The sequence below is a fragment of the Paraburkholderia sp. 2C genome, from assembly GCF_054589215.1.
In genome coordinates this window covers 79,448-94,656 of record NZ_BAAILL010000015.1, presented here as the reverse complement: position 1 = coordinate 94,656, position 15,209 = coordinate 79,448, and the positions used below count along the sequence as shown (strand labels likewise).

The 15,209-nt window shown below is 62.4% G+C and carries 14 protein-coding genes; all 14 read right to left on the bottom strand.

The window, feature by feature from the left end; all coding sequences use genetic code 11:
* Positions 1–5 precede the first annotated feature (5 nt).
* Positions 6–1,202: an acyl-CoA dehydrogenase family protein gene (locus ACYPXD_RS03730; RefSeq protein WP_459707597.1), complete on the bottom strand. Its 1,197-nt coding sequence runs from the start codon at positions 1,200–1,202 to the stop codon at positions 6–8.
* Positions 1,203–1,266: 64 nt separating this feature from the next.
* Positions 1,267–1,707, bottom strand: a complete 441-nt coding sequence (locus tag ACYPXD_RS03725) for a DUF1178 family protein (protein ID WP_459707594.1) — start codon at positions 1,705–1,707, stop codon at positions 1,267–1,269.
* A 255-nt stretch (positions 1,708–1,962) separates the two neighbouring features.
* Positions 1,963–2,577, bottom strand: a complete 615-nt coding sequence (locus ACYPXD_RS03720) for an NUDIX domain-containing protein (RefSeq protein WP_459707592.1) — start codon at positions 2,575–2,577, stop codon at positions 1,963–1,965.
* Positions 2,578–2,616: 39 nt separating this feature from the next.
* Entirely contained in the window at positions 2,617–2,913 is a 297-nt protein-coding gene (locus tag ACYPXD_RS03715) for a DUF2818 family protein (RefSeq protein ID WP_459707590.1), read from the bottom strand.
* Between the two features lie 3 nt (positions 2,914–2,916).
* Positions 2,917–4,389 carry an NADH-quinone oxidoreductase subunit NuoN gene (nuoN, locus tag ACYPXD_RS03710; protein WP_459707587.1) on the bottom strand — a complete coding sequence of 491 codons (1,473 nt, stop codon included), beginning with the start codon at positions 4,387–4,389 and terminating at the stop codon, positions 2,917–2,919.
* Between the two features lie 25 nt (positions 4,390–4,414).
* On the bottom strand, positions 4,415–5,905 hold the full coding sequence (locus tag ACYPXD_RS03705; protein ID WP_459707585.1) for an NADH-quinone oxidoreductase subunit M: 1,491 nt from the start codon (positions 5,903–5,905) through the stop codon (positions 4,415–4,417).
* Between the two features lie 18 nt (positions 5,906–5,923).
* Positions 5,924–7,990, bottom strand: coding sequence for an NADH-quinone oxidoreductase subunit L (nuoL, locus tag ACYPXD_RS03700; protein ID WP_459707583.1), 2,067 nt, complete (start codon positions 7,988–7,990; stop codon positions 5,924–5,926).
* A gap of 31 nt (positions 7,991–8,021) precedes the next feature.
* Positions 8,022–8,327 carry an NADH-quinone oxidoreductase subunit NuoK gene (gene nuoK / locus ACYPXD_RS03695; protein ID WP_013339863.1) on the bottom strand — a complete coding sequence of 102 codons (306 nt, stop codon included), beginning with the start codon at positions 8,325–8,327 and terminating at the stop codon, positions 8,022–8,024.
* A 20-nt stretch (positions 8,328–8,347) separates the two neighbouring features.
* Entirely contained in the window at positions 8,348–9,070 is a 723-nt protein-coding gene (locus tag ACYPXD_RS03690) for an NADH-quinone oxidoreductase subunit J (RefSeq protein ID WP_459707580.1), read from the bottom strand.
* 197 nt (positions 9,071–9,267) lie between these two features.
* On the bottom strand, positions 9,268–9,756 hold the full coding sequence (gene nuoI / locus ACYPXD_RS03685) for an NADH-quinone oxidoreductase subunit NuoI (RefSeq protein WP_459707578.1): 489 nt from the start codon (positions 9,754–9,756) through the stop codon (positions 9,268–9,270).
* Positions 9,757–9,771: 15 nt separating this feature from the next.
* Positions 9,772–10,836 (bottom strand): NADH-quinone oxidoreductase subunit NuoH, encoded by a 1,065-nt coding sequence (nuoH, locus tag ACYPXD_RS03680; RefSeq protein ID WP_459707576.1) that lies wholly within the window; start codon positions 10,834–10,836, stop codon positions 9,772–9,774.
* Complete coding sequence (nuoG, locus tag ACYPXD_RS03675) at positions 10,837–13,179, bottom strand: NADH-quinone oxidoreductase subunit NuoG (RefSeq protein WP_459707574.1); 2,343 nt, start codon at positions 13,177–13,179, stop codon at positions 10,837–10,839. It lies immediately after the preceding gene.
* 109 nt (positions 13,180–13,288) lie between these two features.
* A complete protein-coding gene (nuoF, locus tag ACYPXD_RS03670) occupies positions 13,289–14,617 on the bottom strand; it encodes an NADH-quinone oxidoreductase subunit NuoF (RefSeq protein ID WP_459707571.1) in 1,329 nt (442 codons plus the stop codon).
* Positions 14,614–15,099, bottom strand: coding sequence for an NADH-quinone oxidoreductase subunit NuoE (nuoE, locus tag ACYPXD_RS03665; protein WP_459707569.1), 486 nt, complete (start codon positions 15,097–15,099; stop codon positions 14,614–14,616). Before nuoE ends, nuoF begins: the two co-directional genes overlap by 4 nt.
* Positions 15,100–15,209: the final 110 nt, after the last annotated feature.

Below are 15,209 nucleotides of genomic sequence, written 5' to 3'. Positions count from 1 at the left end.
GCTCCTCAAAGTCCGAGCATCATCTGCGCGATGATGTTCTTCTGGATCTCGTTCGAGCCGCCGTAAATCGACGTCTTGCGGTAGTTGAAGTAGTACGCGGCAAGCGGCGCGGCATCGTCGTCGCCCGCGATGCTGTGGGGGCGCCGGCCTTCGAGGAACGGCACGTCGAACGGCGCGGCCAGCGGCCCGATCGCTTCGAACATCAGTTCGGTCAGGCCTTGCTGGATCTCCGTGCCTTTGATCTTGAGCAGCGATGCCTCCGGGCCCGGACCGCGCCCCTGCGTTTCGTTGGCGACGACGCGCAGCACCGTGACTTCGAGCGCCATCAGATCGACCTCGAGGCTCGCAACCTTCGCGGCGAACACGGGGTCATGCAATAGCGGCTTGCCGTTTTTCTTCTGCGCGAGCGCAAGGCGCTTCAGGAATACCAGCTCGCGCTTCGAGCTGGCCACGCGCGCAATGCCGGTGCGCTCGTGGCCCAGCAGATACTTCGCATAAGTCCATCCGCGATTTTCTTCGCCGACGAGATTCTCGAGCGGCACTTCGACGTCTTCGAAAAAGACTTCGTTGACTTCGTGTTCTTCGTCGAGCGTGATGATCGGCCGCACCGTGATGCCGGGGCTCTTCATATCGATCAGCAGGAACGAGATGCCCTCCTGCTTCTTCGCGTCGCTATCGGTACGCACAAGGCAGAACATCATGTCCGCGTGCTGGCCGAGCGTGGTCCAGGTTTTCTGGCCGTTCACCACGTAGTGGTCGCCACGACGCTCGGCGCGCGTGCGCAGCGATGCGAGATCCGAACCGGCGCCAGGCTCCGAGTAGCCCTGACACCACCAGTCGGTGCCATCGAGAATGCGGGGGAGATAGTGCCGCTTCTGGGCGTCGCTGCCGTATTTCATCAGCACCGGCGCAACCATCGATACGCCGAACGGCAGCACGAGCGGCGCGCCGATGCGCGCGCATTCCTCGTCCCAGATATGGCGTTGGGTCGCATTCCAGCCGGGACCGCCATATTCGGCCGGCCACGCGGGCGCGGACCAGCCGCGCGCGCCGATCAGCTTGTGCCAGCTCGCGTAGTCGTCGCGATTCAGACGTTTGTGCTGGAGAACCTTATCGGCGAGGGCGCGCGGCAGATTCGCCCCGAGCCACGCGCGAATATCGGCGCGAAAACCGTTTTCGGCGGGCGTGTAGTTCAGATCCATGCGCGGATTCTCCCTGGCGCGGCCGTTCCGTGTTTAACGCCTGGCCACCGGGACACCGCGTACTTTATTGCAGCGGCTCTTTCAGCGCGGCGGGAATCGGCAGCGGCATCACGTCGATACCTTCTTCGACGAGCGCTTTCGCATCTTCGGGTGTCGTGACACCGCGAATATTGCGCGCGGGCGCTTCGTTGTAGTGAATGCGCCGCGCTTCCTCGGCGAAGCGGTCGCCCACGTTCTCAGTTTTTTCCAGCACCTCGCGCAGCGCGCGCATGGCGTGCGCCTGCCACTCCTGAGCGGGCGATCCATGGGCCGCGGCGGCCGGTTGTGCTGCGCTTGCGCCCGATAGATTCAGGCGCGGCGCGGACGGCAAACGGCTCACTTCCCTGGCACCGCAAATCGGGCATTCGACAAGATGCCTGGCCGCCTGTGCTTCGAAGTCTTCAGCGGAGGCGAACCAGCCTTCGAACCGATGGCCGTGCGGACACTGTAAATCGAGGACCTTCATCTGGAATCAGGGCTTGCGTACGAGTGTAGCGCAAAAAAGTGGTTTATGAACGATCGTTCTAAAACGTCTTTGCCGATGCCGGCAAGCGTATGTGGGGATCGTCCCGGAAGGCACAATGGTACTCCCGCGTGAGCCGAGGGCTGCGCTTGCACCGCATCTTTTCGCCGGACGTCGCGCCCGGACGCGAGCGCAGCGATGCGATGCGCGGCCGGGCGCCGCACCTCCTCCGTTCCTGTCTCGGCCTTCCAGCCTGGTTCAGCCTTCGACGGGCGCCGGAACAGGCCACGTGCCGGACAGGAACTTCTCCAGCCAGAACGTGCCGATAATCGTCTTCACGTCGCTCAACTCGCCGCTGCGGATCCACTCCGACACCTCGGGCACCGTTGCGGTGAAGGTCTCGATGAATTCGCCTTCATCGAGATTCTGCTCGCCCGCCATCAGACCGCGCGCGAGGTAGATGTCGATAAATTCGGTCGAGTAGGAAATGATCGGATGGATGCGCGTGAGGTAAATGTATTCACGCGCCGTATAGCCCGTTTCTTCTTCGAGTTCGCGCTTCGCGCACGTGAGTTCGTCCTCGTTCGGATCGAGCTTGCCGGCCGGGTATTCGATCATCACCTTGCCGGTTGCATAGCGATATTGCCGCTCCAGCAGCACGCGGCCGTCGTCGAGCAAGGGGATGACCATCACGGCGCCCGCATGCACGACGTATTCGCGCGTCGCTTCCTTGCCATCGGGCAGGCGCACCACGTCGAGGTTGACCGTCATGAACGGCCCCTTGTACACCTGTTTGCTCGACAGGCGCGTTTCGTTCAGCGCGGCGTGATGTTCCAAATGATGCTGTTCCGGATGCCCGGTAGGTTCAGCCATATGCGACCTCTGGAAGACCAGGCGCCGCGGCTGGAACCGTCAGCGCCGTTTGACGAGATATTGAAACGCGAAACCAGGAAACGAGAATACGACGAACAGGCTGAAAGTAATTGCGTAAAATTGCCAGCCCTGCTCGAAACGGTTGCCGGCGCGCGCTTCGAGCATGAAGCCGAACGCGCCGACCACGAAATACAACACGATCATTTCGCCGATTCGGATCCACGCGCTTTTCTTCGCGGCCTTCATCGGCACGACCGCGAAGAGACGCTGATTCGCGAACGGCAGGTTGGCGCCGACCAGCGCCAACAGCACGATAAACCACCCCGCTGCCGACATCGATTAAAGCGGCAACGTGTGCGAGATAGCCTGCAGGCAGACCGTCATCAGCGGGCCCGGCACGATACCGAGTACGACCACCGCGATGCCGTTCAGCGCGAGCAGCAGACGCTTGCTCGAATCGGCGGCGATCACGTTCGTGTCCTGCGGCTCGTCGAAGTACATGAGCTTGACGATACGCAGGTAGTAGAACGCGCCGAACAGCGACGTAATCACCGCGAGCACCGCCAGCCACGTGAGGCCGGCGTTCATCGTCGCTTCGAGCACCGCCAGCTTCGAGTAGAAACCGACCGTCGGCGGGATGCCGGCGAGCGAGAACATCATCACCATCATCACGAACGCGTACACCGGGTTGCGCTGATTGAGGCCCTTGAAGTCGTCGAGCGTGTCCGCTTCGAAATCCTTGCGGCCGAGCAGCATCACGACGCCGAACGAGCCGAGCGTCGTCACGAGGTAGACGATGCTGTAAAACATCGCCGAACCGTACGCGCTGGCCGCGGCGGTCGTCTTGCCGTCGACCACGCCGGCCAGCAGGCCCAGCAGCACGAAGCCCATGTTCGAGATCGCCGAGTACGCGAGCATCCGCTTCACGTTACGCTGCACGATACCGGTGATATTGCCGACGATCAGCGACAGCGCCGCGAGAATGACGAGCATTTCCTGCCAGTCGACCGCGAGCGGCAGCAGGCCCATCACGAGGAAGCGCAGGCCCCACGCGAAGGCCGCGACCTTCGGGCCGCCGCCGACGATCAGCGTCATCGCGGTCGGTGCGCCCTGGTACACGTCGGGCACCCACATATGGAACGGCACCGCGCCCATCTTGAAGGCGATGCCGGCGACGATAAAGATCACGCCGAACAGCAGCACGACATCGTTGATGCGGCCCGATGCGACGGCCTTCAGCACTTCGTTCAGCTCGAGCGAACCGGTCGCGCCGTAGATCATCGAGATGCCGTACAGCAGGAAGCCCGATGCGAGCGCGCCCAGCACGTAGTACTTCATCGCCGCTTCGTTCGACTGCGACGCATCGCGGCGCAGCGCGATCACCGCGTACAACGACAGCGACATCAGTTCGAGGCCCAGATACAGCGTCAGGAAGTTGTTGCCCGAAATCATGATCAGCTGCCCGAGCAGCGAGAACATGCCGAGCAGGTAGAAATCGCCGCGGAACAGGTTGCGATCTTCGAGGTACTTGCGCGAGTAGATGATCGAGACCGTATAGCCAAGCGTGACCACTGCCTTCATCACGCTCGCGAACGGATCGACGATATACATGCGCGTGAAGTAGTAGTGCTGCACCGGGTCGAGTGCGAGCGTCGCGAACCAGATGCCGGCGACAAGCGTCGAGAACAGCGCGATCAGGTACGTCGTGCGCCGGCCGGCCTGGCCGACGAACGTATCGTTGAGCCACGCGACGACAACCGCGGCCATCACCAGCGCGTCGGGTAGCAGAGCACTCAAAGGGGCGTTTTGCATGATTTTCTAGTTCCTCCGCTCTGCACTACTGGGACAGCGGCAGCTTCGACTGCGATACGTGGGTAAGGAGATTCTCCACGGACGCATGCATCACTGAAGAGAAAGGCTTCGGGTACAGGCCCATGAACAGCGTCAGCGCGGCAAGCACGATCAGCATGAAGAACTCGCGGCCGTTGATGTCGATCAGCTTCTTCACGTGGTCGTTGCCGATCGCGCCGAAATACACGCGCTTGTACATCCAGAGCGTGTACGCGGCGCCGAGAATCAGCGTGAACGCGGCGCCGAACGCAATCCAGAAGTTGTACTGGACCGCGGCCAGGATCACCATGAACTCGCCGACGAAACCGGAGGTGCCCGGCAGGCCGCAGTTGGCCATCGCGAACAGCATCACGAACGCGGCGAACTTCGGCATGGTGTTGACGACGCCGCCGTAATCCGCAATCTGGCGCGTATGCATGCGGTCGTACAGCACGCCGATGCAAAGGAACATCGCGCCCGACACGAAGCCGTGCGAGATCATCTGCACGATCGCGCCTTCCACGCCCATCTGGTTGAAAATAAAGAAGCCGAGCGTGACGAAGCCCATGTGCGCGATCGACGAGTACGCGACGAGCTTCTTCATGTCGGCCTGCACCAACGCGACCAGACCGATGTAGATCACCGCGATCAGCGACAGCGTGATGACGACCGGCGCGAGAAAGTGGCTCGCGTCCGGCGCGATCGGCAGCGAGAAGCGCAGGAAGCCGTACGCGCCGAGCTTCAGCATGATCGCCGCCAGCACGACCGAGCCGCCCGTCGGCGCTTCCACGTGCGCATCGGGCAACCACGTGTGCACGGGCCACATCGGCACCTTCACCGCGAACGCGAGGAAGAAGGCAATGAATAGCAGCACCTGCGGCGTCATCGGCAGTTGCACCGCATGCCATGCGGCGAGATCGAACGTGCCCGTCTGCGTGTACAGATAGATGAGGCCGACCAGCATCAGCAGCGAACCCATCAGCGTGTAGAGGAAGAACTTGAACGCCGCGTATACGCGGTTCGCCCCGCCCCACACACCGATGATGATGTACATCGGGATCAGCGTCGCTTCGAAGAATACGTAGAACAGCATGCCGTCGGCGGCCGAGAACACGCCGACCATGATGCCCGACAGGATCAGGAACGCCGCCAGATACTGTCCGACGTTCTTCGTGATCACTTCCCACGCGGCGACCACGACGATCACCGTGATCAGCGCGGTCAGCACGACGAACCACATCGAGATGCCGTCGACGCCGAGGTGATACGTGATGTTGAAGCGCTCGATCCAGTTCGCCTGCTCGACGAACTGCAGCTTCGCCGTATCGGGATCGAAATCCGTCATCAGCGGAATCGTGACGATAAAGCTCAGGATCGAGCCGACCAGCGCAATCCAGCGCGCGGGCGCCGGGTTGCGATCGTTGCCGACCGCGAGCACGATCAGGCCGAACACGATCGGCATCCAGATCGCGATGGAGAGAATCGGATAGTTGTACATGGTGTCTCCTCGCGTTGTTTATTTGCCGCCGAGCGTAACGAACAACGTCAGGAGGCCCAACATGCCGATGATCATCGCAAACGCGTAGTGATAGATATAACCGGACTGCAGGAAGCGGATCACACTCGCGAACCAGCCGACAAAGCGCGCGCTGCCGTTGACGATACCGTCGATCACGACGACGTCGCCTTCCTTCCACAGGCCGCGGCCGATGGCCACCGCGCCGCGCGCGAAGACGACTTCGTTGATCTTGTCCATGTAGTACTTGTTGTCGAGCAGCGTGTAGATCGGCGAGAACGTCTGGCGGATCTTCGCCGGCAGCTCCGGACGCTTCAGGTACAGGAACCACGCGACGACCACGCCCGCGAGCGACAGCCACACCGGCAGACCGCCGAACGAGTGAATGCCCATCTCGAACCAGCCGTGGAACTCTTCGGCCATTTCCTGCAGTGCCGGATGGTTCTGGGCGATGTAGATGACCTTGTCGAACGCGACGCCGTGATCGAAGAAACCGCCGTACAGCATCGGCTTGATGGCAATTGCGCCGATGATGACCGACGGAATCGCGAGCAGCACGAGCGGCACCCAGACGACCCACGGCGTTTCGTGCGGCACGTGCGGGCCATGATGACCGTGATCGTCATGCGCGTCGTGGCCGTGCTCGTCATGCGCGTGCGCCGCCGCCTCGAGCGCCATCGGCGACTCGGGATGCTTCGGACCGCGGAAGCGCTCTTCGCCGTGGAACACCATGAAGTACATGCGGAACGAGTACAGCGCCGTGACGAACACGCTCGCCGTCACCGCGAAGTACGCGAAGCCCGAACCCGGCAGATGCGACAGGCGCGCCGCATCGATGATCGAATCTTTCGAATAGAAGCCGGCGAAGAACGGCGTGCCGATCAGCGCGAGCGAGCCGATCAGCGAGGTGATCCACGTGATCGGCATGTACTTCCACAGGCCGCCCATGTTGCGCATGTCCTGATCGTGGTGCATGCCGATGATCACCGAACCGGCGCCGAGAAACAGCAGCGCCTTGAAGAACGCGTGCGTCATCAGGTGGAACACGGCAACCGGGTACGCCGACGCGCCGAGCGCCACCGTCATGTAGCCAAGCTGCGACAGCGTGGAATAGGCGACGACGCGCTTGATGTCCATCTGCACGACGCCGAGGAAGCCCATGAAGAGCGCGGTAATCGCGCCGATCACCATGATGAACGACAGCGCGCTGTCCGACAGCTCGAACAGCGGCGACATGCGCGCGACCATGAAGATGCCGGCCGTCACCATCGTAGCCGCGTGGATCAGCGCGGAAATCGGCGTCGGGCCTTCCATCGAATCGGGCAGCCACACGTGCAGCGGGAACTGCGCGGACTTACCCATCGCGCCGATGAACAGGCAGATACACGCGGTGGTCAGCAAGCCCCAGTCGGTGCCCGGGAACGTCAGTGCGGCGAGCTCGTGGTTTTTCGCGAACACGTCGGCGTAGTTCATCGAACCGGCGTAGGCGAGCAGCAGGCCGATGCCGAGCAGGAAGCCGAAGTCGCCGACGCGGTTCACGAGGAACGCCTTCAGGTTCGCGTAGATCGCGCTCGGCCGCGTGTAGTAGAAGCCGATCAGCAGGTACGACACGAGACCCACCGCTTCCCAGCCGAAGAACAACTGCAGGAAGTTGTTGCTCATCACGAGCATCAGCATCGAGAACGTGAACAGCGAGATGTACGAGAAGAAGCGCTGGTAGCCGTCCTCCCCTGCCATGTAGCCGATTGTGTAGATGTGCACCATCAGCGAGACGAAGGTCACGACGACCATCATCATCGCGGTCAGCGAGTCGACGAGGAAACCGACCTCGAACTTCAGCTTGCCGATCGTCATCCATTCGTAGATCGTCGCGTTGAAGCTCCCGCCGTTCTGCACGTCGAGAAACACGATGACGGATAGAACGAACGAGATCCCAACCCCGAGGATGGTTACCGTGTGAGCGCCTGCACGCCCGACCGTCTTGCCGAAGAGGCCCGCGATCAGCGAACCCGCGAGCGACGCGAGCGGGATGGCCAGCAGCAGGTTTTCATTGAGTGTCGTTGACATAACCGCTTACCTGAAATGAATTTCGCTGAAATCAACCTTTAAGCTGATCGAGGTCCTCGACGTTGATCGTGTCGAGGCTACGGAACAGAGTCACCAGAATCGCGAGGCCGATCGCCGCTTCGGCCGCGGCCACCGTCAGCACGAAGAACACGAAGATCTGGCCATGCACGTCGCCGAGATAGTGCGAGAACGCGACGAAATTGGTGTTCACCGCCAGCAGCATCAGTTCGATCGCCATCAGGATGATGATCACGTTGCGGCGGTTCAGGAAAATGCCGACGACGCTGATCGCAAAGAGGATCGCGCCGAGCACGAGGTAATGAGCCAGGGTCAACATGTTTTTTCTCTCCTCTTCGCTCAGGCTTTGCCCGCGGGGGCCGGGGCACCGGTCGCCGCACCGGCTGCGGTCGCGGCTGCCGTCGCTGCCGTTGCCGGCTCCGTGGGTTCCGGGGCCGGCGCGACTTCCGGCTTCATCTTCACGATGCGCACGCGGTCCTGACGGCGCACCGCCACCTGATCGGAGACGCGCTGGCGCTTGCTGTCTTTCTGGTGACGCGTGGTCAGCGCGATGGCCGCGATGATTGCGACGAGCAGCACGAGGCCGGCCACTTCGAACGCGAAGATGTAATCGGTGTAGATGACCTTGCCGATCAGGCGCGTGTTCGACCAGCCCGCCGCGCCGCCTGCTCCGGCCACCGCGGCCGCCGTCGTATCGCGCACCGGCTGCACCGTCGCGCCGTAGCCATGCCACAAGATCAGCGCGGTCTCGATCACGATGATCGCGCCGACGATCGTCGCCATCGGCACGAAGCGTTTGAAGTCTTTGCGCAGCACGTCGAGATTGATGTCCAGCATCATCACGACGAACAGGAACAGCACCATCACCGCGCCGACGTACACAAGCACCAGCAGGATGCCGAGGAACTCGGCCTGCAGCAGCATCCAGATCGCGGCGGCATTGAAGAACGCGAGCACGAGGAAAAGCGCGGCCGCCACCGGGTTGCGCGCAGTGATCACCTTCAGCCCCGACACCGTCAGGAGCAGCGCGAAGATGTAGAACAGTACGGTCGTGAATTCCATGATTACCGGTTCATCGTTAGGCCATCGTCAGGCAGGATCCCTCGGTTTGCCGCAGCACGCGCGCGCATTTTACGCGACGTTCATCCTGCACGAGACGCGCGCGAATCACGCTGGCGGCACTCAAGGGGCTGCGCACCGCGCCGCCATTTCCGGGGCGGCCGACGCGACTTCGTACTACAGCAATGCAACTTCCTGGATCAACGATACGGTGCGTCCGCTGCCTTGCTCGCCGCGATTTCCGCTTCGTAGCGGTCGCCGACGGCCAGCAGCATGTCTTTCGTGAAGTACAGGTCGCCGCGCTTTTCGCCGTGATATTCGAGAATATGCGTTTCGACGATCGAATCGACGGGGCAGCTCTCCTCGCAGAACCCGCAGAAGATGCATTTGGTCAGGTCGATGTCGTAGCGCGTCGTGCGGCGCGTATTGTCCGCGCGCGTTTCCGACTCGATCGTGATGGCCAGCGCCGGGCACACCGCTTCGCACAGCTTGCATGCGATGCAGCGCTCTTCGCCGTTCTCATAACGGCGCAGCGCGTGCAGACCGCGAAAGCGCGGCGAAATCGGCGTCTTTTCTTCCGGGAACTGCACGGTGATCTTGCGCTGGAACGTATAACGTCCGGTCAGCGCGAGGCCCTTGAGCAGCTCCGTCAGGAAGAAGGTCTTGAAGAAATTTTGAAATGCGGTCATGGGGACATCCGCCCTTTATTTCCAGATATTCAACGGCGACATGATCCAGAATCCGACCACCACCAGCCACACCACCGTCACCGGAATGAACACCTTCCAGCCGAGACGCATGATCTGGTCGTAGCGGTAACGCGGAAACGTGGCACGCACCCAGATGAATACCGACAACAGGAAAAACACCTTGAGGACGAGCCAGAAGATGCCCGGAATGAACGACAGGAAGCCGAACGGTGCGTCCCAGCCGCCGAGGAACAGGATCGAGGCGAGCGCCGAGATCACGATCATGTTGATGTACTCGGCGAGGAAGAACAGCGCGAACGCCATCCCCGAGTAATCGATCATGTGGCCCGCGACGATTTCCGACTCCCCTTCCACCACGTCGAACGGGTGGCGGTTCGTTTCGGCAATGCCCGACACGAAGTAGACGACGAACATCGGCAACAGCGGCAGCCAGTTCCACGACAGGAAGTTGACGCCGAAGCTCGCGAAGATGCCGCGCGTTTGCGAATTGACGATGTCCGACAGGTTCAGGCTGCCGGCCGTCATCAGCACGACGACGAGCGCGAAGCCCATCGAGATTTCGTACGACACCATCTGCGCGGCCGCGCGCATCGCGCCGAGAAACGCGTACTTCGAGTTCGATGCCCAACCGGCAAGAATCACGCCGTAGACGCCGATCGACGAGATCGCGATCGCATACAGCAGACCCGCATTGATGTCGCCGAGCACCGCGCCCGCCTGGAACGGAATCACCGCCCAGATCGCGAAGGCCGGCACCACCACCATGACCGGCGCGATCAGGTAGATCCAGCGGCTTGCCTGGGTCGGCTGGATCACTTCCTTCAGCAACAGCTTGAGCACGTCGGCGATCGGCTGCAGCGAGCCGCCGGGGCCGACGCGGTTCGGGCCGAGACGCACGTGCATCCAGCCGATCAGTTTGCGCTCCCAGAGGATCAGGTACGCGACGCACAGCAGAATCGCGACGGCCACCACGATGATGCGCACCAGCGCCCACACCGTCGGCCACGCGACGCCGAGAATCTCGCTGCCGCCCGCGTTGATCGTATCGAACAAGGTCATTTACGCCTTCTCCACCAGCAGTTCGCCGAAGAGGCTCCCCAGCGCCGCGCCGGCAGGCGTGGCCGCCGACACGCGGACCACCGTCTCCGCAAGATTCGCATCGCGCACGGCCGGCACCTGCACCGAACGCTCCCCCTGGCGTACGCGCACTGCGTCGCCGTCTTTCAGACCCAGCTTGTCGAAGAGCCCAGCCGGCAGACCGATCGAATTCGCGTTGCGCGCGGCTTGCGTCAGATGCAGCGAGCCGGCACGGCGCACGAGCGGATCCGCGTGGTAGATCGGCACATCGGCGATGCGCTCGAACGAACCGTTCGCGGCCTTGGCCGCACTGCCATTGCTGCGGGCAACCGTCGATGCGGCTTTGTTCGACAGACGCGGCGTGAGATCCGCATCGCCGAGCGCGGCGGCGCGCACTTCTTCGGCCGTGTCGTATTCGAAGCCCGACGCGCCGAGCAGGCTGCCGAGCACACGCAACACCTTCCATGCGGGACGCGCATCGCCGAGCGGCCGCACGACGCCGTTAAAGCTCTGTACCGTGCCTTCCGCGTTGACGAACGTGCCGGCCGTTTCCGTGAACGGCGCGATCGGCAGCAGCACGTCGGCATAGTCGGCGCCCGTTCTGAACGGCGACATCACGACGACCATCTCCGCCTGGCTCAACGCGGCAAGCGCTTGCGCCGGGTTGGCCGTGTCGAATTCCGGCTCGACGTTCATCAGCACGTAGCCCTTGCGCGGCTGCTCGAACGCTTCGCGTGCGTTCAGGCCGCCGTTGCCCGGCAGTGCGCCGACGAGGTGGGCGCCGACCGTGTTCGCCGCTTCCGTCAGGAAGCCGAGCGTGGCGCCCGTTGCATCGGCAATCCACTGTGCCGCCGCATGGATGCGCGCAAATTCCGGATGCTGGACCGCCGCGTTGCCGATCAGCACGACACGCTTTTCGCCTGCCGCGAGCGACGCGGCGACCTTCTTTGCCGCATCCGATGCCTGCATGCCTGCGAACGCTTCCGGCAGCGCGACGCCGCGCGCTTCCGAGACTGCCGCCGCGATGCCGGCCAGCTCATCGAGCCATGCCGACGGCGCGGCCGCGATAACTTGCGCCTTCGGAATCAGCGAGTTGTCGCTCGATGCCTGCAGCAGCGTGAGCTTTGCGCCGCCCTTCGATGCCTGGCGCAGACGCGCGGCGAAGAGCGGATGATCACGACGCAGCGACGACGTGCCGACGACGAAGGCCGAATCCACCAGCGACAGATCGGCGATTTTCACGCCGAGCCACGGCGTGCCGCTCACCGGCGCCGAGAAATCGGCCTGACGCAGACGGAAATCGATGTTCGGTGTGCCGACTGCCTGCGCGAGCTGTTTGAGCAGGAACAGTTCTTCGACGGTGCTGTGCGCGCTGCCGAGCGCGGCGATCGCGTTCGCGCCGTGGTCGGCCTTGATGCCGTTGAAACCCTTGACGACATATTCGAGCGCCGTCTGCCAGTCGGTTTCGACCCACTGACCGCCTTGCTTCACCATCGGCCTGGTCAGGCGCTCTTCGCTATTGAGCGCCTCGTACGAGAAGCGGTCTTTGTCCGAGATCCAGCATTCGTTAATCGCTTCGTTCTCGAACGGCAGCACGCGCATCACGCGGTTGTTCTTGACCTGCACGACGAGGTTCGCGCCGACGGAATCGTGCGGGCTCACCGACTTGCGGCGCGACAGTTCCCACGTCCGCGCGCTGTAGCGGAACGGCTTGCTCGTGAGCGCGCCGACCGGGCACAGGTCGATCATGTTGCCCGACAGCTCCGAGTCGACGGTCTTGCCGACAAAGGTCGTGATTTCGGAATGCTCGCCGCGGTTCAGCATGCCGAGCTCCATCACGCCGGCCACTTCCTGGCCGAAGCGCACGCAGCGCGTGCAGTGAATGCAGCGCGTCATCTCTTCCATCGAGATCAGCGGTCCCACGTTCTTGTGGAACACGACACGCTTCTCTTCGCTATAGCGCGACGACGACTTGCCGTAACCGACCGCGAGATCCTGCAGCTGGCATTCGCCGCCCTGATCGCAGATCGGGCAATCGAGCGGATGGTTGATCAGCAGGAATTCCATCACCGATTGCTGGCCCTTGATGGCCTTCTCGGATTTGGTACGCACGACCATGCCCTGCGACACCGGCGTCGCGCAGGCGGGGACCGCCTTCGGCATTTTCTCGACGTCGACGAGGCACATCCGGCAATTCGCCGCGATCGACAGCTTCTTGTGATAGCAGAAATGCGGCACGTATGTGTCGACCTTATGCGCAGCCTGGATCACCATGCTGCCTTCAGGTACCTCGACCGTTTTGCCGTCTATTTCGAGTTCAACCATGATGGTCAATCGTCCTTAACCTGATACCGCTCAATCGTTCGCCCCGTTCATCGCGCGAGGCACACGAGGCTCGCCGCGCGATGAATCTGCATTCGACGTTCTGCTTCTTTTATGCAGCGACCGTTTCCGACACCGCCGCCGCCCCCGCATGACCGCCGACGAGGCAGCGCTTGTTGGCGACGTGATATTCGAACTCGTCCCAGTAGTGCTTCAGCATCCCGCGCACCGGCATCGCCGCCGCATCGCCGAGCGCACAGATCGTGCGGCCCATGATGTTTTCGGCAACCGAGTTCAGCAGATCGAGATCTTCCTTGCGGCCCAGACCGTGCTCGATACGATGCACGACGCGGTAGAGCCAGCCGGTGCCTTCGCGGCACGGCGTGCACTGGCCGCACGATTCTTCGTAGTAGAAGTACGACAGGCGCAACAGCGAGCGCACCATGCAGCGCGTCTCGTCCATCACGATCACCGCGCCCGAACCGAGCATCGATCCGGCTTTCGCGATCGAATCGTAATCCATGTCGGTTTGCATCATGATGTCGCCCGGAATAACCGGTGCCGACGAGCCGCCCGGGATCACGGCCTTGATCTTCTTGCCGCCGCGCATGCCGCCGGCCAGCTCCATCAGCGTCGCGAACGGCGTGCCGAGCGGCACTTCGTAGTTGCCCGGACGCTCGACATCGCCCGACACCGAGAAGATCTTCGTGCCGCCGTTGTTCGGCTTGCCGATCTCCAGATACGCCTGGGGGCCGACTTCGAGCAGGAACGGCACCGCGGCGAAGGTTTCGGTGTTGTTGATCGTAGTGGGCTTGCCGTAGACGCCGAAGCTCGCCGGGAACGGCGGCTTGAAGCGCGGCTGACCCTTTTTGCCTTCGAGCGACTCGAGCAGCGCCGTTTCCTCGCCGCAGATATACGCGCCGTAACCGTGGTGCGCATGCAGCTGGAACGAAAAGCCCGAGCCCATGATGTTGTCGCCGAGGAAGCCTGCGCGGCGTGCTTCCTCGAGCGCTTCTTCGAAGCGCAGATACTCGGCGAAGATTTCGCCGTGGATATAGTTGTAGCCGGCCGTGATGCCCATCGCATACGCGCCGATCGCCATGCCTTCGATCAGGGCATGCGGATTCCAGCGCAGGATGTCGCGGTCCTTGAACGTGCCCGGCTCGCCTTCGTCCGAGTTGCAGACGAGATACTTCTGCCCCGGAAACTGGCGCGGCATGAAGCTCCACTTCAGGCCCGTCGGAAACCCGGCACCGCCGCGGCCCCGCAGACCCGATGCCTTTACATCGGCAATCACCTGCTCCGGCGGGATTTTTTCTTCCAGGATGCGGCGCAACTGCTTGTAACCGCCACGCGCGACGTAATCTTCGAGATGCCAGTTTTCGCCGTTCAGACCGGCGAGAATCAGCGGCTTGATGTGACGATCGTGTAAAGACGTCATTTCGAAAGTTCCTCGAGCAGCTGGTCGATCTTCTCGCGGCTCATGAAGCTGCACATACGATGGTTGTTCACGAGCATCACCGGTGCGTCGCCGCACGCGCCCATGCACTCACCCTCTTTGAGCGTGAACTTGCCGTCCGCGGTGGTTTCACCGAAGTCGATACCGAGCTTCTGCTTCAGATATTCAGCGGCGCTTTCCGAGCCGCCGTCCGGGCCGAGCTGACACGGCAGGTTCGTGCAGAGCGTGATCTTATGCTTGCCGATCTTCGACGTTTCGAACATCGTGTAGAACGTCGCGACTTCCTGCACGGCAACGGCCGGCATGCCGAGATAGTCGGCGACGTACTGCATCAGATCGGGCGACAGCCAGCCATGTTCGTCTTGCGCAACGGCCAGCGCCGCCATCACGGCGGATTGTTTCTGATCGGCGGGGTACTTCGTGAGCGCACGATCGATTTCTTTCAGGCCTTCAGCTGAGATCATTTTCAGACACGACTCTTTCAATTCCTACCGAACGAAAACCTGTCGCTCACTGCATGATGCGACAGACCCGGCGTTCCTTGCTTGCCCCTTGCCTCGCGCCGCGCTGGTAC